This window comes from Roseomonas sp. KE0001, assembly GCF_016107285.1.
GTDB lineage: Bacteria > Pseudomonadota > Alphaproteobacteria > Acetobacterales > Acetobacteraceae > Pseudoroseomonas.
The window spans coordinates 1-23,255 of record NZ_RCVQ01000019.1 but is presented as its reverse complement, the minus strand read 5'-3'; the positions used below and the strand labels follow the sequence as shown (position 1 = coordinate 23,255).

The 23,255-nt window shown below is 68.4% G+C and carries 18 protein-coding genes and 1 pseudogene; 14 read left to right on the top strand and 5 right to left on the bottom strand.

From position 1 onward, the window contains the following. Positions 1 to 64: 64 nt before the first annotated feature. The 4 genes and pseudogenes from D9598_RS20175 to D9598_RS20155 form a co-directional block, all read right to left on the bottom strand. Positions 65 to 259 (bottom strand): hypothetical protein, encoded by a 195-nt coding sequence (locus D9598_RS20175; protein WP_198368287.1) that lies wholly within the window; start codon positions 257 to 259, stop codon positions 65 to 67. Between the two features lie 353 nt (positions 260 to 612). Beyond that, on the bottom strand, positions 613 to 1,251 hold the full coding sequence (locus D9598_RS20170; RefSeq protein ID WP_198368286.1) for a hypothetical protein: 639 nt from the start codon (positions 1,249 to 1,251) through the stop codon (positions 613 to 615). Between the two features lie 28 nt (positions 1,252 to 1,279). Further along, positions 1,280 to 2,005 (bottom strand): ParA family protein, encoded by a 726-nt coding sequence (locus D9598_RS20165; protein ID WP_198368285.1) that lies wholly within the window; start codon positions 2,003 to 2,005, stop codon positions 1,280 to 1,282. Positions 2,006 to 3,986: 1,981 nt separating this feature from the next. Next, a pseudogene (locus D9598_RS20155) lies at positions 3,987 to 5,024 on the bottom strand (IS256 family transposase); the annotation flags it as partial. Between the two features lie 706 nt (positions 5,025 to 5,730). Between D9598_RS20155 and D9598_RS20150 the strand changes: the two are divergent. The 13 genes from D9598_RS20150 to hydA all read left to right on the top strand — a co-directional run bounded on the left by D9598_RS20150 (position 5,731) and on the right by hydA (position 21,807). Then, a complete protein-coding gene (locus D9598_RS20150; RefSeq protein ID WP_198368283.1) occupies positions 5,731 to 6,723 on the top strand; it encodes a hypothetical protein in 993 nt (330 codons plus the stop codon). 1,369 nt (positions 6,724 to 8,092) lie between these two features. After that, on the top strand, positions 8,093 to 8,371 hold the full coding sequence (locus D9598_RS20145; RefSeq protein ID WP_198368282.1) for a (2Fe-2S)-binding protein: 279 nt from the start codon (positions 8,093 to 8,095) through the stop codon (positions 8,369 to 8,371). Beyond that, complete coding sequence (locus D9598_RS20140; RefSeq protein WP_198368281.1) at positions 8,368 to 9,780, top strand: NAD(P)/FAD-dependent oxidoreductase; 1,413 nt, start codon at positions 8,368 to 8,370, stop codon at positions 9,778 to 9,780. Before D9598_RS20145 ends, D9598_RS20140 begins: the two co-directional genes overlap by 4 nt. Continuing rightward, positions 9,777 to 10,913, top strand: coding sequence for an NAD(P)/FAD-dependent oxidoreductase (locus D9598_RS20135; protein WP_370592098.1), 1,137 nt, complete (start codon positions 9,777 to 9,779; stop codon positions 10,911 to 10,913). The genes D9598_RS20140 and D9598_RS20135 overlap by 4 nt, the downstream gene beginning before the upstream one ends. After that, positions 10,910 to 11,854, top strand: coding sequence for a dihydrodipicolinate synthase family protein (locus D9598_RS21295; protein WP_370592097.1), 945 nt, complete (start codon positions 10,910 to 10,912; stop codon positions 11,852 to 11,854). The genes D9598_RS20135 and D9598_RS21295 overlap by 4 nt, the downstream gene beginning before the upstream one ends. After that, a complete protein-coding gene (locus tag D9598_RS20130) occupies positions 11,851 to 12,510 on the top strand; it encodes a GntR family transcriptional regulator (protein ID WP_370592096.1) in 660 nt (219 codons plus the stop codon). Before D9598_RS21295 ends, D9598_RS20130 begins: the two co-directional genes overlap by 4 nt. 157 nt (positions 12,511 to 12,667) lie before the next feature. Continuing rightward, a complete protein-coding gene (locus tag D9598_RS20125; RefSeq protein ID WP_198368279.1) occupies positions 12,668 to 13,990 on the top strand; it encodes an ABC transporter substrate-binding protein in 1,323 nt (440 codons plus the stop codon). After that, positions 13,990 to 14,949 carry a carbohydrate ABC transporter permease gene (locus D9598_RS20120; protein ID WP_198368278.1) on the top strand — a complete coding sequence of 320 codons (960 nt, stop codon included), beginning with the start codon at positions 13,990 to 13,992 and terminating at the stop codon, positions 14,947 to 14,949. Before D9598_RS20125 ends, D9598_RS20120 begins: the two co-directional genes overlap by 1 nt. A gap of 11 nt (positions 14,950 to 14,960) precedes the next feature. Continuing rightward, positions 14,961 to 15,788, top strand: a complete 828-nt coding sequence (locus D9598_RS20115) for a carbohydrate ABC transporter permease (RefSeq protein WP_198368277.1) — start codon at positions 14,961 to 14,963, stop codon at positions 15,786 to 15,788. 13 nt (positions 15,789 to 15,801) lie between these two features. Then, positions 15,802 to 16,869 carry an ABC transporter ATP-binding protein gene (locus D9598_RS20110; protein ID WP_198368276.1) on the top strand — a complete coding sequence of 356 codons (1,068 nt, stop codon included), beginning with the start codon at positions 15,802 to 15,804 and terminating at the stop codon, positions 16,867 to 16,869. A gap of 112 nt (positions 16,870 to 16,981) precedes the next feature. Continuing rightward, positions 16,982 to 18,967, top strand: coding sequence for an alpha/beta hydrolase domain-containing protein (locus tag D9598_RS20105; RefSeq protein WP_232477477.1), 1,986 nt, complete (start codon positions 16,982 to 16,984; stop codon positions 18,965 to 18,967). Then, entirely contained in the window at positions 18,964 to 20,307 is a 1,344-nt protein-coding gene (locus D9598_RS20100) for an LLM class flavin-dependent oxidoreductase (protein WP_198368274.1), read from the top strand. The genes D9598_RS20105 and D9598_RS20100 overlap by 4 nt, the downstream gene beginning before the upstream one ends. A gap of 18 nt (positions 20,308 to 20,325) precedes the next feature. Further along, positions 20,326 to 21,807, top strand: coding sequence for a dihydropyrimidinase (gene hydA, locus D9598_RS20095; RefSeq protein WP_198368273.1), 1,482 nt, complete (start codon positions 20,326 to 20,328; stop codon positions 21,805 to 21,807). Here the strand turns inward: hydA and D9598_RS20090 are convergent. Beyond that, positions 21,747 to 22,394: a cupin domain-containing protein gene (locus D9598_RS20090; RefSeq protein ID WP_198368272.1), complete on the bottom strand. Its 648-nt coding sequence runs from the start codon at positions 22,392 to 22,394 to the stop codon at positions 21,747 to 21,749. The genes hydA and D9598_RS20090 overlap by 61 nt on opposite strands. Positions 22,395 to 22,607: 213 nt before the next feature. Between D9598_RS20090 and D9598_RS20085 the strand changes: the two genes are divergently transcribed. Then, a partial coding sequence (locus D9598_RS20085; protein WP_198368271.1) for an FAD-binding oxidoreductase occupies positions 22,608 to 23,255 on the top strand: 648 nt, incomplete at its 3' end.

Genomic DNA, 23,255 nt, shown 5'->3' with positions numbered 1-23,255 from the left:
TTCCAGAGCGACGCTGCGGCCTGATAGGCCTGCCAGCCAGCCATGCAGCCCAAGCTCATCATCTTCAGCTTTCCTCGAAGCCGTCGCGGTAGCGAGTGTCGAGGGTATCGCGTAGGTAGATGAAGAAGTCTTCCGCCTGCGCGAAACCTTTGTTGGTGGCGAAGTGCGTGTCGTTGACGTCGAGCATGTAAGGAACGAACAGCTCGAGGTTGTCTGTCACGCTGACCCAATAGGGCAGATCGTCGGCGTAGTAGAGCATGCCGTGCCCAAGGGACCACCATCATTGGGCTGGTTGCGTCGGCCCCACAGCAGCCGGATCGCGTGTTTGTGGTGGTAGCCTGCCACCACCGCAAACTTGTCCAGGATGCGCAAGCGCTCCGGTCGGGCCACCTCTCGATAACGCTCGCCCACCGCCATTGGAAGTTCAGCACGTCCTGCCATGCTCAACCGGCCTGTTATCCGGTCCTCCTGAGGACGCGTTTACCGGTAGCGAGTTACTTGGCAACGGCGGCGGCCGGTAGCATTCATGTACGGCGATGCGCCATTCACCGCTTAAAGCCAGAAGGTCTCCAGATCGTCCAAATCCTTCACATGTGAAAGATCCAGACGCGATCAGTCCTCAAGAATTTTGGCCGCCTTGCCCTCTATGATCCTGGAACCGCTATGGCTACTTCCCTCCTCGAGAAGGGCAGCATCCAGTTCATCTATCCGAGCCTTGAGACGGTCTATTTCATTGGCAAGCCGCTGCCTCTCCCGCCGCATCGCCTCGAAGCGCTGAGACCCGACAGGTGCCCTGAGTTCGGCGCGAAGAGCTTGGATCTCCCGCAGGTATACAGTAGGTCTGACGAGTCCCCTGGTTTCAGCGATCCTCATCTCGCTAGGCTTGAGCTGCGTAAGTTCGTACGCCGTGGCGTAGCTGTAAGGCAGCTGGTCACGAGGCACGCGCCCGCTATGTACTGCCTCAGCTACTGAACGCATCTTGTGCGCTGCGGACGTACTAAAGGGGAGGCGGGCCCGGATCATTTCCTCGTATTCGCCGTGTGCGAGGCGTTCCTTAGCCATTATTAAGTATTCGCCGATAGCCATGAACTTGTCTCGCGCCTCGTGCCAGAGGCGGCCGATCTCCCGAGCGTACCCCTCCATGTCATTCTGCGGAACAACGGCGTTTCGTAGACCTTCTGCGCGACGTCCGTCCGTGAAGATGGCCTGTGCCGGGGCTTGGTCAAGTTCCTCCTCACGCTGGCGGTCCATGGTGCGACGGTTTCGTGCAGCCGACATATCAGACCTCCATCACCTTGCGGATGAACTCCCAAACGGCCTCAAGGTCGTCCGCTCCTTTTGCCTTGTTAAACTCATTGATGCCGAGCCCGTAATCGTGAGTAGCCTCAATGTCGCGGAGCTGCCGCACGTCCACCGGGCAAAGGGTTCCTGCACGATTAAGCATCTTCTTGGCGAGGCGGTAGGATCCCCACCTTTGATTTGTGCGGCTCAGCAGAAAGGCAGCTCTTACGCCGAGCGAGGAGATCGCCGCCATGAACTCCAAAGCGGACTCTAGGTCTGCAGTGCTCTGGCTCGTGGGCACGAGGACATAATCCGCCCGCCGAACCAGTTCGCTAATCCTTTCACGTTGTTCAAGGCCAGGCGGAGTGTCCACGATGACGAGATCCAGGCCCTCTGCCGCCTCAGCATTATCGACTTCACGGACACCACGTTTCAGATCGACCAGGGGTACGCTGAAGAGCCGCAATGAAGGCACGTCATCCTGGCGTTCACGCCGCCTGTGCCACTTGGTTAGCGTCGCCTGCTCGTCCGTGTCGAGGATGCCGACTTTGAGGCCTGCAGCGGCCGCTAACGCTGCCAAGTTGAGGGAGGTGGTTGTCTTCGTCGTCCCGCCCTTGCCGGACGCTATCACCAGCCATTTCGCCGTGCGTTGTGCGTTGACGGATTCCTCAATGGCGCCAGGAGCCGCGTTCTTCACTGACCTCACCGGTACACCCGTTTCCATCAAACGCCTCATTAGAAACTGCCCAAAAGCTTAGCCGAGTGTCTATAGCCTGTGAACATAGTTCAGCTGTTAAAGCTTTCACGCGTGAAGGATTTGGTATCACTTCACGCCAATGGCTTGTCTGCCCCTCCCTGTGCGCTCCGGCCTTGGCGCTGTCGAATGCCACGGAGAGTTGGGATCTCCCGCATTTTCCGTGCTGGTGGAGTGGGGTCAGGCCGTCTAGACTACCCGGGCGCGGAGGAGCTGAAATCCGGCGCGGCCTGAATAGTGCGCTTGATCATCTTGAGCCGGTTGATCTGGCCCTCAACAGGGCTGGTACTCCAGGGAAGTTCTAGTGCGGCTTACACAGCCGCGATGTCTTTGCGCAACTCGGCGACAAAGCTCGAGAAAGGGGTAGCGGCGGCCTTGTTCAATACAGCAGCGAGCCTGTCCTCGCTCTGCCGCCGCAGCAAGCGGGCGATGCGCTTCGCGACAGCCACTGCTGCTTACAGCACGAGTATATCACTCAGCAGGCGCATGACGTAGGCGTAGTCCAGTTCAGTGGGTATTTCGCCATTTGCCATCAGCAGACGCATGGCGTGGCTAGGCGTGGGGTGGCTGCCAAGAATCCCTGCTTGGTTCAGGGCGTAAGCATACAATGGGCTCGGTCCTGCGTCTCTCGGTGGCCCAAGCCCTGACAACCAAGGGACGACCTGCAAAGCCACTGCGCACCAATACCCGCCATAGCCGGGCAGCGTTATGGCAGCCCTTAATTCAGCGTCGCTCCAGAACGGCGTGATGGCGATCCAGGATGCTGCCGCGCTGCGGCATGGACCAACTTGCGGCAGCTATAGCCCGCAGCCAGCGATGGAGCGTCTTGCGATCGGCACCGAGCTGGCAGCCAGCTGACTTATGGAAGAGCCCGCCGCGTGCAGGCGGGCGGCCTTCTCCTAGCGCGCCTGCCGCCAAGGATGTCTCGCCTCCTTGCACTGCTGGGTCGCTGGGGGCACGACCGAGGCGGCAACAGCGACCACCGCACTAATGGCGCCGGCGGCCCTCACGACTTCGCCGATCCGCCGGATGACAGCATGATGGCGCTCCACCACCGCCTCGAGGGCCTCGCCGAGGTTGCGCAGCAAGTGCCATTGGTCGGCGACCTGCACCGCAGCGGGCGCGCCTGGCGAGCGCCTTCGGCATAGGCGCAGGCCCGGTCACGGGTGACGACCGTGATGCCAAGATGCCGCCGCAGCCAGTCCCTCAGCGTCTCCGCCTGCCGGTCTGGCAGGAGATGGAGCACCCGGTCCGCTCCAGATAAGCGAGAATGCTCGCCGTACCAGCGGCCGCGGCGCCAAGCCCACTCATCGACCACGAGCACGCGGGGAGGTGAACTGATCTCTAATAGCGGGTTCTGCCGGCAGATCATGCGGAGCAACGTGTCGGCGCTGGTAGGAACGGCCAGTCGCGCCGTGAGGCGCGCGCCGGCCTCGACGCCCAGCGCCCGACCGAGATGCCGCTAGAGATCGTCCAGCCAGCGGGTGCGGTGGGCCGCAGCGGCGGCACCTTCAACCAGGCGCTCGGCAAAGGTTTGACGCCGACAAGCCAGATTTCAGCCTCGAAACCTGCTCGCCCGGATCCGCAGAGTCACCGGGCGACTTTGCCAAGGCAAATTTTGCAGTCGGCACTCATAGCGACTACGCACCAACCCGACAACGTTCCGCAACTCGGACAGGCTGCCGTGCCGGCCCGGGCAGGAGTCGGACCAGCAGCCCCGCTAGGATCAGCCGCAGCAGATGCTTGAGCATAACTAAGCTTAACCGTGAAGGACGATCGGCGCCTTACCTGGGTCCCAGTCGCCCTGGCTGCTACCCGGCAGCACGGTAAATGCGGGAGAACCCGAGTCTCAGCAGCAATTAACAACCTGGAATGCCACCACATCATCGTCTTGCCGAACGAGGGCAGGAGGTCACGTGTGGAGGCCCCCTGCGGGTCAAGGTATTAGGCACGACGGCAGTATGGTCCGGTGCGCGGCGGGGAAGCCCATGTAGGCCAGTACGTCGTCCTCGCTCTCGTCCATCAGCAGGCCGAGCTTCGGCCATCACGGGCGGAATTGGTCGGCCACCTGCCGCCGGGTCTGCCGGGCGCTGGGCTGGTCCGGCTGGAGGAAGGCCTGCCGCAGCGCCGCGGCAGCCATGGAACTATGCGCCCTCGGCACATGGGCCAAGGCATTGCGCATCCAGTGGACCCGGCACCGCTGCCAGGTGGCGCTGAGGACGCGGGCGATGGCACCCTTCAGCCCTTCATGGGCGTCGGAGACGACCAGCTTCACACCGTGTAGGCCACGCTTGACCAGGCTCTTGAGAAAGGCCGCCCAGAAGGTTTCCGCTTCCGAGGGGCCGATGTGCAGCCCGACGTTCTGGCGCCGTCCTTCGGCGTCGCAGGCCACAGCGACTATGGCGGCGACCGAGACCACCCGGCCGCCCTCGCGCTGTTGGGGGCAGGTGGCGTCCAGCCAGACATACGGCCATTCGCCCGACAGTGGCCGCTCCAGAAAGGCCGAGACGCGCTCGTCGATGTCTTTGCAGAGCTTGGAGACGGTGGGCTTTGAGATCCCCGTCAGCTCCATCGCCTGCACCAGATCATCAACGCGCCGCGTCGAGACGCCGCCGATCCAGGCCTCTTGGATCACTGCCACCAGCGCTTTCTCTGAGGTCTTCCGGGGCTCCAGGAAGGGCGGGAAGTAGGAGCCCTGCCGCAGCTTCGGGATTCGGAGCTGCATCGGCCCCAGCCGGGTCTCCAGCACCTGGTCTCGCAAGCCGTTGCGCCAGTTCAGCCGCTCGCCGCTGCGCTCGTAGCGCCCGGCGCCGATCAGGCCCTCCACATCCTTCGGGCAGCTTACGCGGCCTTCGGCCACGGTCTGCCCTCAGCCATCAGCAATTGCAGCACCGCCTCTGCGACACTGCGCAGGCTTGAGCGCACTGCGATCAAGGCCGTCTCCGGCCTTCGCCAGGAGCTCCTGAAGTGGCAATCTCTCCTCGGTCATTGGTTCCTCGGCTGGTCAGGGGACGGGAGCGTCGCAACTCCACCCTAGACCGCTTGGGCCACTGGCCACCTCGGATCTACACCCCAGCCCCGCCGAGAAATTCCATCACGTGCACGGACACTACCGGCAGGACCGGTCGACCAACGTTCTCGTCTTGTTCCCCGGCGAACGCCGCCGTGCCCACTTTCCGAACGATCAGGCTGTGCTGGAGCGACGCATGATCCAGATTGTTCAGGAGAAGGAGGGGTTGGGGTAGCTCCTGCTCCCTCGCTTCCCGCTCCTTCTCCCGAGCCTCTTGCTCCCTTGGCCAGAAAGGTGACGGCTGCCGGTTTGTCCACACCCAGACGTCGGTTAGTAGTCTGTTTAGAGTCAGTGATTCGTCTGTAGTCAGCTTTCCAAGCTAGATCAGGGGCTTCCACGCGATTCGTGCTCTCACCCCTCCCGTTCATGCTCCCTCTCTTCCGGTTGGTGCTCCCTGGTTTACGGTTCATGCTCCCTCTCCTCCGATCTGAGGGGGCATCATCCACAACCCTGTAACCTCCACGGGCATCCAGAGGCCATCCGAAGCGCTTTGGAGGCTTCCATGCTCCCTTGATTCCTGTCTCTGGTCGGCCCCGATCCCTCTCTGGCAAGGGATTGCAGAGCTTTCGTGCTCCCTTGATTCCCAGTTGTTGGAGACGAAACCTGAGCCAGGCTATGAAGGAGCATGCCTCGGAAAGCTCAGACCGCCGAAGAGAAGGAAATCGCCCGTCTGGCGCGGTTTGAGAAGACGCAGGCAAACCGCCGCGGACGCCGGAACCCCGCCGTGCTGCCCGCTAAGCTAACCAGGACGTCTGCCTTCGCCCCGCGGAAGAAGGGGCTGAGCGACGCGACGACCACCCGTATTTATGCGGTGAAGCCCCACAGCGTGGTCGAGGTCCACGGCCGCGAGTTAGGCAGCCAGCACAGGGACGCCCTCTATGCCCTGTTCCGGGTTCGGGCCGCCCGGTACGAACTGACCAATCCGGAGTGGCGGGAAGGCGCGGACATCCGCGTGCCCAAAAGCATCATTATCTACCAAACGAGCACGACTTGGCGTGCCCTGTTGCAGGCCACCGGCCGCACGGCGCACGTCAACAACCTGGCCACGATGCTGCGGTCCCTGGAGGAAATGCGGTCGGTCTCGTTCAGGATCTATCCGGGAACTTACGAGCAGTATGAGGCCGGGATTGCAAAAGGTCGGCTCCCTGGAGCGGGCTTTTCTGACACCCTGATAAGTGAAATCTCGTGGTCCGGCGTGGATCTCGATAGCAGTCTGACCATCCGCTACGGCAAGTGGGTGAGGGATATGTTCGAGAGCCGGACCCTCGTGTCCCTGGATGGCGACACCTATTTCAAGCTGCGCTCGGACTACGCCAAAAGCATCTGGCCGTTCATCGACGGCAAGCCTGGCCACAGCTGGATCGACGATGTGGACATCGCAGCGCTATGCGGGGAGGATTACCTGAACGCCCCGATCAAGCGTCGGGTGAAGTTCCGCGGGGAGATCCGCCAAGCGTTCGACGATTTGGTCCGGGCCGGTGGCCTGTCGTCATGGAGCTGCGAAGCCATTGGCGCCGGGCGGGTTAAAACCTATCGCTACCGCTGGACCCATCAGCGGCTCCGGCAGGCCGAGCTGGATCTACAGCCGTCTCAAGCGGAAGACCTCCAGGAAGGGTAGTCAGGGCTTCGTGCTCCCTTGATTCCTGAACTCGAGACTTCATGCTCCCTTGATTCCTGGATTCGAGTTGGAATTCGTGCTCCCTCGATTCCCGGATTCAGTGGACCGAATACAGGATCAGTCGCCCTCGTTCAGCTCCTCTGGGTCGTTGTCGACCTCGTCAGGATGGTCATAGCTCCGCCAGTCGGGCCGGAAGGAAGGCTTGAGAGAGGGGGGTGTGTGATCCACCTCCCCAACGAATCCATCCACGTTGCTGACCAGAAGTAGCCACGCTAGGCGTTAGGCTTCCTAGGCGCCACCATTCCGGGCTTCCTCAACCTCGGCTGGAAGAATGGTGATCTTGCCGTTTGTGCCGGCGCCGCGCTCGCCGCCCTGGGACGCCGCGAGGCAGGACGGCGCGGCTGAAGGAGGCGGTGGTGGCTTTCGGAATGTGCCTTAATGTTCTCGTTGCGGCAGGGGATGAAGAGTGGCTTCAAACTGTTCAGCGGATCCGGCAAAACACGGCAGCCGAACTCTCACATCGACGCAAAAAATCATCCGAAGCTAGATAAATGGGGCAGGGGCTAGCTGCGCGCTCGGTGAGCACGCCGACCGAAGCTTACGCCTTGGGGACAGGCATGGCGGCACCGGTTCTATACTTGGGAGTTACCGATACGCGTAGGCTGCCGACATGGACCTGCCGGTGCCGCCGCCTACATCCTGTCCTCTCTCGGTTGCCACCAACAAACCGGCCCTGATCGGCAAGGTTCCAGCGCCTTGGCAGCAACTCGGGCGATCAGGAGATTGCGCCAAACCACGCAGGCAGAGCGGCCACGGAACCCTATGGGGCCATGGCGGCGCCGGTGCGATGATGTGGCAGTTTGGGAGCCGCACGCGGGCCTTCAGCGATGGCGACCGGATTCTCGGCGGGGCGCGAAAGCGCGCAAGACCTCCTCCAGGCGAGCAATCCGCTCGTCGCCTTCTCGCAGCACCTGGGCAATGCGCTCCAGGAGATCCGTTTCTCCCGCTGTCAAAGGCAGCGGTGCGGCTATCCCGTTTGCCTGAGGTTCCACCGCAAAGCGCTCCGCCATCTGTTGCATCGCAGCATGGAACGGCGCAGCGGGCGCAAAGTTCGCGGCGACCGCATCACAGATCCGACAGCCTGATCAAGGCATCGAGGACGCTGCTCCGGCTAAGACACGATAAGCTTTGATTATCGTGCATACGATACAGAGAACAGGACTGTGCCTACATCTGCCCTGAACGCCGGCTTCGCGGTCAGCGCCAAACGAGCGGCCGGCGCCGGCGAAGAACCCGGCGTTCACAGAAGGACGCGGCAAGACGGCGATTCCATATTTACGGTATACGAATAGTATGCGTTAGTTCTCCCGTGTCTTCCTCCCGTGCCCTGTTGGTCAGCTTCTCCTTCGACGATGAGCCCTATGAGGGTTCGGCGGGCGACAGCCTCGCGGTGGCGTTGATGCTGGCCGGCCGCCGCCACCTGCGCGACAGCTCCCGGCAAGGCGCGCCGCGCGGTGCCTTCTGCCTGATGGGCTCCTGTCAGGAATGCGTGGTCTGGGTGGATGGCGAGCGGCGTCCGGCATGCCAGGTGCCGCTGCGCCAGGGCATGGTCGTGCGCTCCGGCACGATCGGGACGGACACGCCATGACCGACCTGATCGTCATCGGCGCCGGGCCCGCCGGCATCGCCGCCGCCCTTCGGGCCAGTGCCCTGGGACTGCGCGTGGTGCTGCTGGACGATCAGCCGCAAGCCGGCGGCCAGGTCCATCGCGCGCCGGCCGGCACACGCCCGGTCCCGCCCTCGCCGGAAGCGCGGACCGGCACGGTGCTGCGCGACGGCCTGGCCGGCAGCGCGGTGGAGGCGCGCCCCGGCCATCAGGTCTGGTCCGTCTCGGCCGATTTCCGCGTCGACGCATTGGGCCCGGAGGGGCCGTGCCACTGGCAGGCCCCCGCACTGATCGTCGCCACCGGGGCGCAGGAGCGCGTGATGCCCTTCCCCGGCTGGACCCTGCCGGGCGTGGTCGGGCTCGCCGCCGCCACGCTGCTGCTCAAGGCCCATGGCATCGCGCCGGGGGCGCGCACGCTGGTGGCGGGCTGCGGGCCGCTGCTGGGCGCCGTCGCGGCGGGCATCCTGAAGGCGGGCGGGCAGGTGGCCGCGGTGGCCGACCTCGCCGCGCCGGCGGACTGGGCGCGCCGCCTGCCCGCCATGGCCGCGCGCCCGGACCTGCTGGCGCGGGGCGCCGGCTGGGCCGCCCGCCTGCGCCGCGCCGGCGTGCCGCTGCTGTTCCGCACCACGGTGGCGGAGGTCGAGGCCACAGCGACCGGCCTGCGCGCCCGCCTCTGCCCCGTCGATGCCGATGGCCGGCCCCGGCCGGGCGGCACGGTCGTGGAGGCCGACGCCGTGGCGGTCGGCCACGGCCTGCTGCCCTCGACCGAGATCACCCGCCTGCTGCGCGTCGAGCACGCCTTCGACGCCGTGGCCGGCAACTGGGCCGCGCGGCTGGACGGCGACGGCCGCAGCAGCCGGCGCGGCCTCTATGTGGCCGGGGATGGCGGTGGCATCCAGGGCGCGGCGGCGGCGCCGCTGCGGGGGGAACTGGCCGCCCTGGCCGCCGCGCGCGACCTGGGCCGGCTGGATGCCGGGGCGCAGGACCGGCTGGCCGCGCCGCTGCGCCGCCGGCTGGCGCGCGCCGCCCGCTTCGGCCGGGCCATGGCCGGCCTGATGGCGCCGCGCCCCGGGCAGGTGGAGGCCATCACGCCCGGCGCCGTGGTCTGCCGCTGCGAGGACGTCACCCGCGCCGAGATCGAGGCCGCGGCGGCCGAGGGCGCGCGGGAGGTGAACCAGCTGAAGGCCTGGACGCGCTGCGGCATGGGCCCGTGCCAGGGGCGCGTCTGCGGCGACACCGCCGCCGCCCTGCTGGCGCGCCACCACGGCATCGCGCGGGAGGAGGCCGGGCTGTTCACCGGCCGCACGCCGCTGCGCCCGCTGCCGCTGGCCCAACTGACGGGCGAGTTCGGCTATGCCGACATCGTCCTGCCGCCGCCGGCTCCGCTGTGACGCAGCGCTTCGACGCCGTCGTGGTGGGCGCGGGGGTGATGGGCGCCACCACGGCGCTGCACCTGGCGCGCGGCGGCATGCGCGTGGCGCTGGTGGATCGCGGCGCCATCTGCCGGGAAGCCTCGGGCGTCAATGCCGGCACGCTGACCCTGCACATGACGCGCGCGGCGCTGATCCCCTACGCCATGCGCGGCCGTGAGCTGTGGCTGGACGCGCCGCGCTGGCTGGGCATGGATGCCGGGGCGCGCGCCGCGCCGGGCCTGTCCGTCGCCTTCACCCCCGCCGAGCGCGACATGCTGGAGCACCGCGCCGCCGCGCGGCGGCAAGCCGGCGCGCCGATCGAGCTCGTCACCCCGGCCCGGGCGCGGCAGGTGGAGCCCGGGCTGAACGGCGACATCATCGCCGCCGCCTTCTGCGCGCTGGACGGGCACATCACCGCCTATCTCACCGGCCTGGCCTATCGCCGCGCGCTGGTCGCGGCGGGCGTGGCGCTGTTCGAGAACGCGCCGGTCGAGGGCGTCGATTCCGGCGATGGCGGCTTCGCCATCCGCGCCGCCGGCGCCACGCTGCTGCGGGCGCGGCGGCTGGTGCTGGCCGGCGGCGTGTGGCTGGAACGGATGCTGGGCTGGCTCGGCCTGCGCGTGCCGGTGAAGTGCCTGATCAACCAGCTCGTGGTGACGGAGCGGCTGCGGCCCGTCATGCGCAGCGTGCTGGGCATCGCCAACGGCCTGTTGTCGCTGAAGCAATTCGGGAACGGCACCGTGCTGATCGGCGGCGGCTGGCAGGGCATCGGCGACCCGGACCGGGGCGGCGTCGAGGCCATTCCGGACAACCTGATCGGCAATGTCCGGCTGGCGCGCCACGCCATCCCCGGCCTGGCGGAAGCCCGCGTCGCGCGCATCTGGCTGGACCTGGAATCCGAGACCGCCGACGCGCTGCCGATGATCGGCCCTCTGCCCGGCATCGAGGGCGCGCATGTCATCGGCTGCGCCCATTCCGGCTTTACCAGCGGACCCTACATGGGGCAGTTGCTGGCCGACTTCATCCTGGGCCGCGAACCGGAGCGGCCCTTGTTCGACCCGGCGCGGCTGATCCCGCCGCAGCCTGCCGCCAGCCTGGAGAGCATCCCGTGATCCCGAGCCACGCCCGACCGTTCCGCGGCATCTACGCCGCGACGCTGACGCCGCTCGATGCCCGGGACCGCATCGACGAGGAAAGGCTGGCGGCGCAGTTCACGGAGCTGGCCGGGCATGACGGCATCGTCGGCGTGCTGTGCAACGGCCACGCGGGCGAGGTCTTCCTGCTGGACCGCGCGGAGCGGCGGCGCGTGGTGGAGATCGCGCGCGAGAGCATCGGCGACCGCGCCATCATCGTCTCCGGCGTGCTGGCGGAGGAGAGCCGGGAGGCGCAGCGGCACGCGGCGGACGCGCGGGATGCCGGGGCCGACGCGCTGCTGGTGTTCCCGCCCTTCTCCTGGGCCCTGTCGCAGGAGCCCGGGATGGTGCTGCGCCACCACCGCATGGTGGCGGAAGCGGCGGACATGCCGATGATGCTGTACCAGGCCGGCGTCGGCGCCGGGCGCATGGCCTATCCGCCCGCCACCCTGGCGCGGCTGGTGGAGCTGCCGCAGGTGGTGGGCGTCAAGGAAGGCAGCTGGGAATCCGCCGCCTATGACGCGCACCGCCGGCTGGTCGCCGAGGTCGCGCCGCATGTGGAGATGATGGCCTCGGGCGACGAGCACCTGCTGTCCTGCTTCGCGCTGGGCAGCGACGGCAGCCTGGTCAGCCTGGCCGTGCTGATGCCGGACGAGATCGTGGCGCTGGACCGTGCCGTGGCGCGCGGCGACATTCCGGCGGCGCGCGCCCTGCACGCGCGCATCCAGCCGCTGGCCAATGCCATCTATGGCGCGGCGCCTGGCGGCTTCGCCACGGTGCGGCTGAAATGCTGCATGGAGCTGCTGGGCCGCTGGCCGCTGGGCCATGGCCGCCCACCCATCGGCGCGCTGGATGCCGGGGAGCGGCAGCGGCTGCGCATCGCCCTGGCCCATGCCGGGCTGCTGGAGATGGTGGCGTGAGCGCGGCGCTGGAACCACCGGCCGACGATCTGAACCTGGCGGACCAGGCGCATGCCCGACTGCGCCGCCTGATCCTGATGCGCGAGCTGCCCGGCGGCACCTTCGTGGTGGAAGGCAAGCTGGCCGAGCAGCTCAACATCTCCCGCACCCCGATGCGCGAGGCCATTCTGCGGCTGGCGGCGGAAGGGCTGCTGGTGAAGCAGGGCTCGCGCTCCTTCGCCGTGCGCCGCGTGATGCCGACGGAGTTCTTCCAGTCCATGCGCATGCGCGAGGTGCTGGAATGCGAGGCGATCCGCCTGTCCATCGGCAAGATCCCGCTGGCGGTGGTGGAAGCCGTGCGGCGCGATATCGCGCACCTCGCCAACGCGCCGTCGCAGGACCGCGCGCACTGGGACGCGGATGACCGCATCCACCTGATGTTCCCGGAAGCGTCCGGCAATGCCGTGCTGGCCGGGCTGATCCGCCAGCTGCGCGAAACCACACGGCTTTTCGAGATCTCCAGCCCGTTCCTGCGGGTGAAGCAGGACGGGGCGGAGCACCTGGACATCCTGGCCGCCTACGTGACTGGGGATGCCGGGGCCGCGATGGCGGCGATGCGCGCGCATCTGCGGAACCTGCAGAGCGACGCCATGCAGATCCTGAGCGGCGCTGCCTGACATCTAGGCATTTCGGCGCCTTCTTGAACTTCCTTCCACCGAAAGAGGAAGGATTGCCGGGTTAGGCAGCACATAAACGGTATACGAACCGCATATAGTATGCAGACTGTTTAGGGAGCGAGGGTGGCCGGGACGGCCGAAGAGGGAAGGTGAGCTGATGAGCATCCGTGTTGCGACCACGCGCCGCGCCCTGCTGGGCGGCACCGGTGCCGCCCTGGGCCTGCTGGCCATGCCGGCCATCGTGCGCGCCCAGTCGCGCGAGCTGATCTTCTGGACGACGCAGCGCGCGCCGGAACAGATCGCCGCCTACAAGGCCATCTTCGCCGGCTTCGAGCAGCAGCACCCCGGCACCACCGTCACGGTGCAGAGCTTCCTGGAGGAGGAACTGCTGCCGAAGCTGGCCGCGACGCTGGCCGCCGGCACGCCGCCGGACCTGATTTCCCACATGCCGCCCGAATTCGTCATGCAGCTCAACGAGCAGGGGCTGCTGCAGCCGGTCGACGACATCATCAAGGCGGTGGGGGAGGGCGACTTCTACGAGAATTCGCTGGAACTGCTGCGCGACAGCAGGCGCGGCTACTACCCCGGCTTCGCCATCGTGAATTCCACCACCACAGGCGCGCTGTGGTACCGCAAGGACCTGGTGGGGGAGGCCGGCGCCGCCGGCTACGCCAGCTGGGACGCGATGCTGGACACGACCCGGCGCACCAACCGGCGCGGCGTGTTCGGCACCATCTATCCCTTCGGCAAGACCAGCATGGGCGACAAGCTGCTGCTGCAGACCATCTGGCGCGCGGGCGGCTACATCATCAACCCCGACGGCACGGTGGGCTTCAACTCGCCCGCCACGGTCGCGGCCTTCGAGTTCATCCGCGACCTGCTGAAGTATTCCCCCGCCGGCTCCGCCAACTATGCCTATACCGAGACGGTGAACGGCTTCGTCGAGGGCCGCGCCGCCTCCGCCCCCTACTCCGGGCGCGTGCTGATCAACATGCAGGCGCAGAACCCGAAGCTGGCCGACGCCGTCTCCGTGGTGCCCTTCCCGATGCCGGCCGGCGGCCGCGACGTCTTTGTCGGCGACTTCCAGTCCATGGTGATCCCCAGGGCCGCCAGGGACCAGGAACTGTCGAAGCGAATGGCGCTGACCCTGCTGAAGACGGACAACTACGTCCGCTTCCTGCACGTCACGCCCAGCCACAACCTGCCGAACCTGAAGTCGGTGGCAGGCTCGGCCGAGTTCGCGGCCAACCCCACCATCGCCAGGTACCGGCCCGAGGTGGACACCATGATCGCCGCCACGGCCAAGGGCCGCTCGCTGCTGAAGGAATCGCGCGAGCACGCGACCAACACCCATGCCGGCGCCATCCTGGGCTCCCGCATCATGGTGGAGGCGCTGCAGGACGTGATCATCGGCGGCATGTCGCCGCAGGCCGCGGCGGCGCGCGGCGCCGACCGCATCGCGGGGCTGATGAAGGCGTGATGTCCGCCTCCGGGGAAGACGCGATGCCGGCCCTGGCCGCGCCCATGGCCGGGCGCCGCCGGGGCGGCTGGTCGCTGGCGGCGCGCAACGCGGCCTTCGGCTACGTGCTGATGCTGCCCAGCATCCTCTTCTTCCTGGTGCTGATCGCCTATCCGCTGCTGCAGACCTTCTGGATCAGCCTGCACCGGATGAGCACGCTGACGCGCCAGGGCGAGTTCGTGGGGCTGGCCAATTACCGGGCGCTGCTGGAATCCGCTGATTTCTGGGGCGCCTTCGGCCAGTCGCTGGTCTGGACCGTGTGCTGCCTGGCGCTGCAGATGGGCCTCGGCATCGGTTTCGCGCTGGTGCTGAACGCGCGGCTGACCTTCCGCCCGGCCGCGCGCGCGCTGGTGCTGTTTCCCTACCTGCTGAGCACCGTGGTGGCCGTGCTGGTCTGGCAGTGGCTGTTCAACGACATGTACGGCTACCTCAACTACCTCATCGAGGAGTACGGCCTGTCCGACGGCCCGGTGAACTGGCTGGGGCAGTCGCCCAACGCCATGATCAGCACCATCCTGGTGGCGGGCTGGAAGCACTTCCCCTTTGTCACCATCGCCGTGCTGGCGCGGCTGCAGGGCATCCCGCCCGCGCTCTACGACGCGGCGCGGATCGACGGCGCCAGCGCCTGGTCGCGCTTCTGGGACATCACGCTGCCGCAGTTGAGGCCGGTGCTGGCCATGGTGATCATCCTGCGCACCATCTGGGACTTCAAGGAATTCGACCTGATCTTCATGATGACCGGCGGCGGCCCGCGCTCCTCCACCGAGACATTGCCGCTGCTGATCTACAAGGAGGTCTTCCCCAAGCTCAGCATGGGCAGCGGCGCGGCCATCGCCATGGTGATGCTGGTGATCATGGTCGCCTTCTTCTGGGTCTATGCCGGGCAGTACGACCGCGAGGAAAGGGCGCGCAGCCGATGAAAACCCCCCCGATGAAAACCCTGGGGCGCGTCCTGCGCGACATCCTGGTCTGGGCCGTGATCGGCGTCTTCTCCTTTCCGCTGGTCTGGATGCTGGTCACCTCGGTCAAGCCGCGTGACCAGACCACCAGCTACCCGCCGGCGCTGCTGCCGGACCAGTTCACGCTGGAGCACTACGTCAACCTGCTGTTCAACACCGCCTTTCCCCGGCTGTTCGTGAACAGCCTGTTCGTGTCCGGCGTCAGCACGCTGGTGGCGGTGCTCTGCGCCACGGCCGGCGCCTATGGCATGACGCGCTACCGCTTTCCCGGCCGTTCGCTGATGGCGCGGCTGGTGCTGTTCGCCTACCTGCTGCCGGCGGTGGTGCTGCTGGTGCCGCTCTACGTGGTGGTGGCGGGGATGGGGCTGGGCGACAGCCTCTGGGGGCTGGTGGTCACCTACATCACCTTCGCGCTGCCCTTCGCGCTGTGGCTGCTGCGCGCCTTCATGGCCGCCCTGCCGCCGGATGTGGAAGCGGCCGCCGCCATCGACGGCGCCAGCCGCTGGGCCGTGTTCTTCGAGATCGTGATCCCGCAGGCGTTGCCCGGCATCATGGCCACGGCGGTCTTCACCTTCATCGGCGCCTACAACGAATACCTCTACGCCCTGGTCTTCGTGAACGCCGACGCGCGCATGACGCTGCCGCCCGGCGTCATGCGGCTGGTCAAGGAATCCTACAACATCGACTGGAACGTCATGATGGCGGCCGCCGTCGTGATCACCGCCCCCGTCCTGGTGCTGTTCGCCTGCGTGCAGCGGCATTTCAGCCAGGGCTTCGGCGCGGGCTCGGTCAAGGGTTGATCGGAACAGAGACATGGCAGCCATCACGCTCAACGGCATCCGCAAGTCCTACGGCCCGCACACGGTGGTCGAGAACCTCTCGATCGACGTCAACCGGGGCGAGTTCCTGACGCTGCTCGGCCCCTCGGGCTGCGGCAAGTCCACCATCCTGCGCATGATCGCCGGGCTGGACAGCCCGACCGACGGCGGCATCCTGTTCGACGGGCAGCGCGTCAACGACGTCGACCCGGCGCGGCGCAACGTCGCCATGGTGTTCCAGAGCTACGCGCTCTACCCGCACATGACGGTGCGGCAGAACCTGGAATACCCGCTGCGCAAGCGCGGGGTGCCGAAGGCGCGGCGCGCGGGGCTGGTGGACGACGTCGCCGCCATCCTGCGGATCGGGCCGCTGCTGGAGCGCCGCTCCTCCCAGCTCTCGGGCGGGCAGCAGCAGCGCGTGGCGCTGGGCCGCGCCATGATCCGCGACCCCGCCGTGTTCCTGTTCGACGAGCCGCTGAGCAACCTCGACGCCACGCTGCGCGCCCACATGCGGGCGGAGATCATCCGGCTGCACCTGCGGCTCGGCAAGACCATGGTCTATGTCACGCACGACCAGATCGAGGCGATGACCATGTCCACCCGCATCGCGGTGCTGGATGGTGGCCGGCTGCTGCAGCTCGGCACGCCGGACGAGGTCTACGCGCGCCCGGCCACGCGCTTCGTGGCCGGCTTCGTCGGCACGCCGCGCATGAACTTCATCCCCGGCGCGCTGGTGCAGGGCGATGCCGGCTGCGTCTTCCGCGCCGACGGGCTGACGCTGGACGTGCCGGTGCCGTCCCTGGCGCCCTCGGGCCGCCAGGTGGTGGCCGGCATCCGCCCGCAGGACCTGCTGCCGGCGGAGGGCGGGCTGCCCGGCCGTGTCACCCTGCTGGAATCCACGGGGCAGGAAGTGCTGGTGACCGCCGCGCTGGGCAGCCAGGAGGTGGTGATGCGGCTGGAGGACGCCAACGGCCTGCGCGTCGGCGACACGGTCGGCCTGGCGCCGCGCCCGGGCAAGCTGCACCTGTTCGACGCCGAGAGTGGCGAGCGGGTCGGCCCGTGATGCCGCTCTCCAACCCGCGGCTGCCGGCCGGGCAGGGCGAGGCCATCCCGGCGGGGATGATGAGGGGCGGCCGCTTCGTCAAGGGCCGCCTGGCCGCCCCGGTGCCGGCCTGATGCCCGTCATGCTGGAGATCCGGGAGCGCGTTCCCTTCGCCGACGGCCACGGCTTCGGCGAGGCCGGCGCCTATGAGCGGCTGACCGGCCGCGCGCATTACCGCGTGGACCCGCGCGACCCGGCGCAGGCGGCAGTCTTCGACATCGACAAGGCGCCGGTGGACGCGGAGGGCATGGTCCGCTTCAGCGGCGACATCGCCATCCTGAAGCCGGTGGACCTTTCGCGCGGCAACCGGCGCGTCTTCTTCGACTACGGCAACCGCGGCAACAAGCGCGCGCTGCCCTTCTTCAACGACGCGGCGCCGGGCAACGACCCGCGCGGCCTGGCGGATGCCGGCAACGGCTTCCTGATGCGCCGGGGCTACGCGGTGGTCTGGGCGGCGTGGCAGGGCGACCTGCTGCCGGGCAACGGGCGCATGCTGCTGGACCTGCCCGTGGCGACCGACAAGGGCCGGCCGCTGACCGGCCCGGTGCGCACCGAGTATGTCGGCCGCGAGGGCGTGCATACCTTTCCGCTCTCCGGCTGGGCCACCACGCGCGGCCACCCGACGGTGTCGCTGGACACGCGGGACGCGGTGCTGACCCGCCGCCGCTACCCGCGCAGCCCGCGCGAGACCCTGCCGCCCGATGCCTGGTGCTTCGGCCGCGTGGAAAGCGGCGTGGGGCTGGACAACCAGGGCGACGAGCAGGCGGTGGTGCCCTCCGACCGGCATGTGCACGTGTTCGGCGGCTTCGCGCCGGGCTGGATCTACGAGCTGATCTATACCGGCCGCGACCCGCTGGTGCTGGGCCTCGGCCACGTGGCGGTGCGGGAGGCCATGTTTTTCCTGCGCCATGACAGCGGCGCGGCCAACCCGCTGGCCGGGCATGTGGAGCGCGCCTATGCCTGGGGCCGCTCGCAGACCGGCCGCACCATCCGCGACTTCGTCTGGCGCGGCTTCAACGCGGACGCGCGGGGCCGCCGCGTCTTCGACGGCGTCATCCCGCACGTGGCGGGTGCCGGCAAGTTCCCGATGACGCGGTTCAGCATCCTGACCGCCAGCGCCGGGCAGCAGTTCGAGGACCACCACAGCGGCGCCGACTTCTTCCCCTTCTCCTACCCCGTCATGACGGACCACGTGACCGGCCGCACCGACGGCATCCTGAAGCGGCCGGAGACCGACCCGCTGGTGATGCACAGCCAGAGCGCCACGGAATACTGGCAGCGGCGCGGCTCGCTGGCGCATACGGACACGCGCGGCGACGACCTGCCGGAGCAGGAGAATGTCCGCTTCTACAGCTGGGCCAGCTCCCAGCACTCGGCGGACCCCGGGTTGCGGCGCCCGGCGCGCGGCAAGGCGCAGAGCGTGCTGAACGTCGTCGGCACCTCCATGCTGTTCCGCGCCATGCTGGACGCGCTGGATGCCTGGGCGACCCACGGCACGCCGCCGCCCGCCAGCCGCGTCCCGCGCCGCGCGGACGGCACGCTGGTGGATGTCGCCACCTTCCGCGCGCAGTTCCCGCCCATTCCCGGTATCGCCACGCCGGTGCGCGCCAACGACCTGCCGCTGCTGGATTTCGGCGACGCGCCCGGCCTGACGCGGGAGCCGCCGGACCTGGTGCGGGATCGGGCCTATCCGGTGCTGGTGCCGGCCGTGGATGCCGACGGGAACGAGGTCGCGGGCGTGCGCGCCCCCATGGTCGCGGCGCCGCTGGCCACCTATGCCGGCTGGAACATCCGCGCGCGCGGCTACGGCCATGGCGGGCTCTACGAGTTCACCGGCAGCACCATCCCCTTCCCCGACACGGAGGAGGAAGCGGAGGCGGCGGGCGACCCGCGCCGCGCCGTCCTCGCCCGCTACGGTTCCCCCGCAGGGTACGTCGCCGCCATCACGGCGGCGGCGCGCGCCCTGGTCGACCAAGGCCTGATGCTGGAGGAGGACGTGGCGCGCTGCGCCGCCGCCGCCCGCGACTGGGGCCGCCCCTTGCACGAGGTTCTGCTATGACAGCCAAGCGTCCGCGCCAGATCCATCTGGGCTGCTTTCCCATCCATCTCGGCGGCAATGTCGGCGCCTGGCGGCACCCGGAGGTGCAGGCCAACGGCTCCACCGACCTGCAATGGGTGCTGAACCTCGCGCGCATCGCCGAGGCCGGTAAGCTCGACCTGCTCTTCGTGGCCGATTCCACCTACGCGTCCGAGAACTCGACGCCCTTCGACATCAATCATTTCGAGCCGATCACCATTCTCTCGGCCTGCGCGGCCGTCACCCGCCATATCGGCGTGGTCGCCACCATGTCCACCTCCTACAGCCAGCCCTTCACCACGGCGCGGCAGATCGCCTCGCTCGACAAGCTCAGCGGCGGGCGCGCGGCCTGGAACGCGGTCACCTCCTCCAACGCCTCCGTCGCCCGCAACTACAGCGGCGACAAGCTGATGGAGCACGACCACCGCTACCGCATCGCCCGCGAGTACATCGAGGTGGTGAAGGGCCTCTGGGACAGCTGGGAAGACGACGCCTTCCCGCGCGACAAGCAGGCCGGCGTGTATTTCGACGCGTCCAAGATGCACCGGCTGAACCATGTCGGCGAGTTCTTCAAGGTCCAGGGCCCGCTGAACATCGAGCGCTCGCCGCAGGGCCAGCCGGTGATCTTCCAGGCCGGCGCGTCGGAGGCGGGCAGGGACCTCGCGGCGCGGCACGCGGACGCCGTCTTCTCCAACCGCGAGACGATCGACGAGTGCCGCCTCTACACCGCCGACCTGCGCGCCCGCGCCGCGCGCTACGGCCGCCCGGCCGACGAGTTCCTGGTGATGCCGGTCATCACCCCCATTGTCGGCGGCACGGAGGAGGAGGCGCGGCGCCGCGCGCGCGAGCTGAACGAGATGCTGGACCCGAAGACGGCGCTCAGCTTCCTCAGCCGCTATTTCAGCTCCTTCGACTTCTGGTCCTACGACCTCGACGCGCCGGTGCCGGACCTCAGCGGCATCGTCAGCGACGCCAACCGGTCCTCGGCCGAGTACCTGATGCGCATCGCGCGGGAGGAGAAGCTGACCCTGCGCCAGCTCGCCTACCGCGCCGCCGCGCCGCGCAAGGACTTCACCGGCACGCCGGAGCAGATCGCCGACCGGCTGCAGCTCTATTTCGAGACGCAGGCCTGCGACGGCTTCATGATGGCGACCGACATCAGCCCGCGCGGCCTCTCCGCCGTCACCGAGCACGTGGTGCCCATCCTGCAGAAGCGCGGCCTCTTCCGCACGGAATACGAGGGCACTACGCTCCGCGACCATCTCGGCCTTTCCCACCCGGAAAGCCGCTACGTGGCGCGGCCATCCCCCGCGGTGGCCTGAGCAGGGAAGGACGGCGTCTTGAGCGACTACGATCTGGTGATCCGCGGCGGCACCCTGGCCAGCGCGGCCGAGGTGTTCGAGGCCGATATCGGCATCAAGGACGGGGTGATCGCGGCGCTCGGGCGGAACCTGCCGCGCGGGGTGGAGGAGATCCCGGCCAAGGGCATGGTCGTGACGCCGGGCGGGATCGATTCCCACTGCCATATCGAGGAACTCGGCCAGGACGGCTCGGTGCAGGAGGAAAGCTTTGCCAGTGGCTCCGCCGCCGCGCTGGCGGGGGGCACCACCTCCTTCATCTGCTTCCTGCCGCAATGGAAGGGGCACGGCCTGGCCGACAGCGCGCCGGGCTACGAGGCGCGCGCCGCCGCCTCCCGCGCCGATTATTCCTTCCACCAGATCATCACCGACCCGACGCCCGACGTGCTGCGGCGGGAGCTGCCGGCGCTGGTGGCGCGCGGCATCCGCAGCTTCAAGGTCTTCCTGACCTACGACCCGCTGCGGCTGACGGACCGCGAGTTCATCGAGGTGCTGGCCGCCGCCCGGCGCCTGGGCGCCTTCGTCACCGTGCATTGCGAGAACTACGACGCCATCGGCTGGCGCATCGAGGCGCTGCTGCGCGCCGGGCTGACCGACCCGTTGCAGCACGCCTGGTCCCGCCCGCCGGTGGTGGAGCGGGAGGCGACGCACCGCGCCATCGCGCTGGCGGAGCTGGTGGACCAGCCTATCCAGGTCTTCCACGTGTCCTGCGAGGAAGCGGCGGCCGAGATCGCCGCCGCCCGCGCGCGCGGCCTGAAGGTCTGGGGCGAGACCTGCCCGCAATACCTGACCCTGTCGCATGCCGACCTGCAGGGCGCGGACTTCGCCGGCGCCAAGGCGGTCTGCTCCCCCGCGCTGCGCGAGGCGGGCGAGAACGAGCGGGTGTGGAAGCGCATCCAGGACGGCACGCTGGACGTGGTGACGTCGGACCATTGCGGCTTCTCCTTCGCCACGCAGAAGAAGGTCGCGGGCAGCAGCGCCTACGGCACCGGCACGGCGGCGTCCCGGCCGGACGGCACGCCGGTGTTCAACGCCATCCCCAACGGCGTGCCGGGCATCGAGACCCGCATGCCAGTGCTGTTCTCCGAGGGCGTGTCCAAGGGGCGGATCGACCTGCCCACCTTCGTGCGGCTGACCTCGGCCAATGCCGCGAAGCTGTTCGGCCTCCAGGGCCGCAAGGGCAGCCTGATGCCGGGCGCCGATGCCGACCTGGTGCTGTGGGACCCGGATGCCGAGCGCACCATCCGCAACGCCGCGCTGCACCACGCCATCGACTACACGCCCTGGGAAGGCATGGCGGTGAAGGGCTGGCCCGGCACCACCATCCGGCGCGGCGAGGTCGCGGTGCGGGACGGGGAGGTGCTGGCCCCGCCCGGCTCCGGCCGCTTCCTGCCGCGCGGGCCCTACGCGCTGGCGCGGCCGCGCGGCGTGGTGCCGGACGGGTTCGACGCCGCCTCCGTCTGAGGGGGCGCTGCTTCCGCCTCCATGGGCATGAAGGCGGCGTTCATCACGCAGAGCAGCCTGGCCGCCACCGTGCCGGGGTTGCTGAAGCTGTGCGGCACCATGCCCTCGAAATACAGGCTGTCGCCGGCATGCAGCCGGTACGGCCTGCCATCGACCACCGCGTCCACCAAGCCCTCCAGGCAGTAGGCGATCTCCTGCCCGGCATGCTGCGACGGCTCGCCCCAGCGCCCGCCGGGCTCGATGGTCACGAGCAGCGGCACCATCGCGTGGCTCGGGTGCGGGGCGATGAAGGCGAACTCCACCTGCTCCCGCTGCGAGACGATGCGGTTCCGCGGCCCGTCCCGGCGCGTCAGCACGGCCAGGGCGGGCGCCGCGTGCGGCATCAACCCGTGCAGGTCGATCCGGTAGAAGGTGGCCAGGGCCGAGAGCCGGCTGAAGGTGATGTCGGTCTTGTCGTTCTCGACCAGCGACAGGAACCCGGCCGAGATGCCGACGGCCCGGGAGACGGCATCCAGCGTCAGGCCCTTGCGCCGGCGGATCTCCCTCAGCTTGGCACCCAGCGCCTGCGGCTTGCGGTCATGGGACACGTCGGCTGTGTCTTTCAGGTGAAGATGAACATTGCTGCGCCAGCCTATCAGGCCGTCGATGCCGCTTGACAGGCGCCGCCGACCCTTCGCAATCTTTAATATATAAAAACGAGGAAACCCGCAGCGGCAGTCACCGGAAAGGTCGCTGCGCATGCGTCTTCACCGCATCCGATCCCGCTGGCGTGGCATGGGCCGCGCCGAGGCATGACAGGCATGGTTTACCCGATGGCCGCGCCGTCGGTGGACGACGTCGCCGCCGATCCCGTTCTGCCCGGCCGGGCGGATGTGGTGGTCGTGGGCGGCGGCATCGTCGGCGTCAGCACCGCGCTCGCCCTGGCGGAGAAAGGCATCCCGACCGTGCTGTGCGAGAAGGGGCGCATCGGCGGCGAGCAGTCCAGCCGCAACTGGGGCTGGTGCCGCAACACCGGGCGCGACCTGCGGGAAGTGCCGCTGATGGCGCACAGCGCCCGCCTCTGGCAGGACATGAACGCGCGCACGGGCCGCGAGACCGGCTACCGCCGCCGCGGCATCCTGTTCCTGTGCCAGGACGCCGCCGAGGCGGCGCGGATGGAGGGCTGGCAGCGCGACGCCATGCCCCACCAGCTCGGCACGCGGTTCCTGTCCGGCCAGCAGGTGGCGGACCTTTTGCCGCAATCCGGCCGCCGCTGGGCCGCCGGCCTCTACACGCCCTCCGACGGGCAGGCGGAGCCGGCCCATGCCGCGCCCGCCATCGCCGAGGCCGCGCGGGCGCGGGGCGCCGGCATCCAGACCCGCTGCGCCGTGCGCGGCTTCGAGACCACGGCGGGCCGCCTCTCCGCCGTGGTGACGGAGCGCGGGCCCATCCGCTGCGGCGCGGTGGTG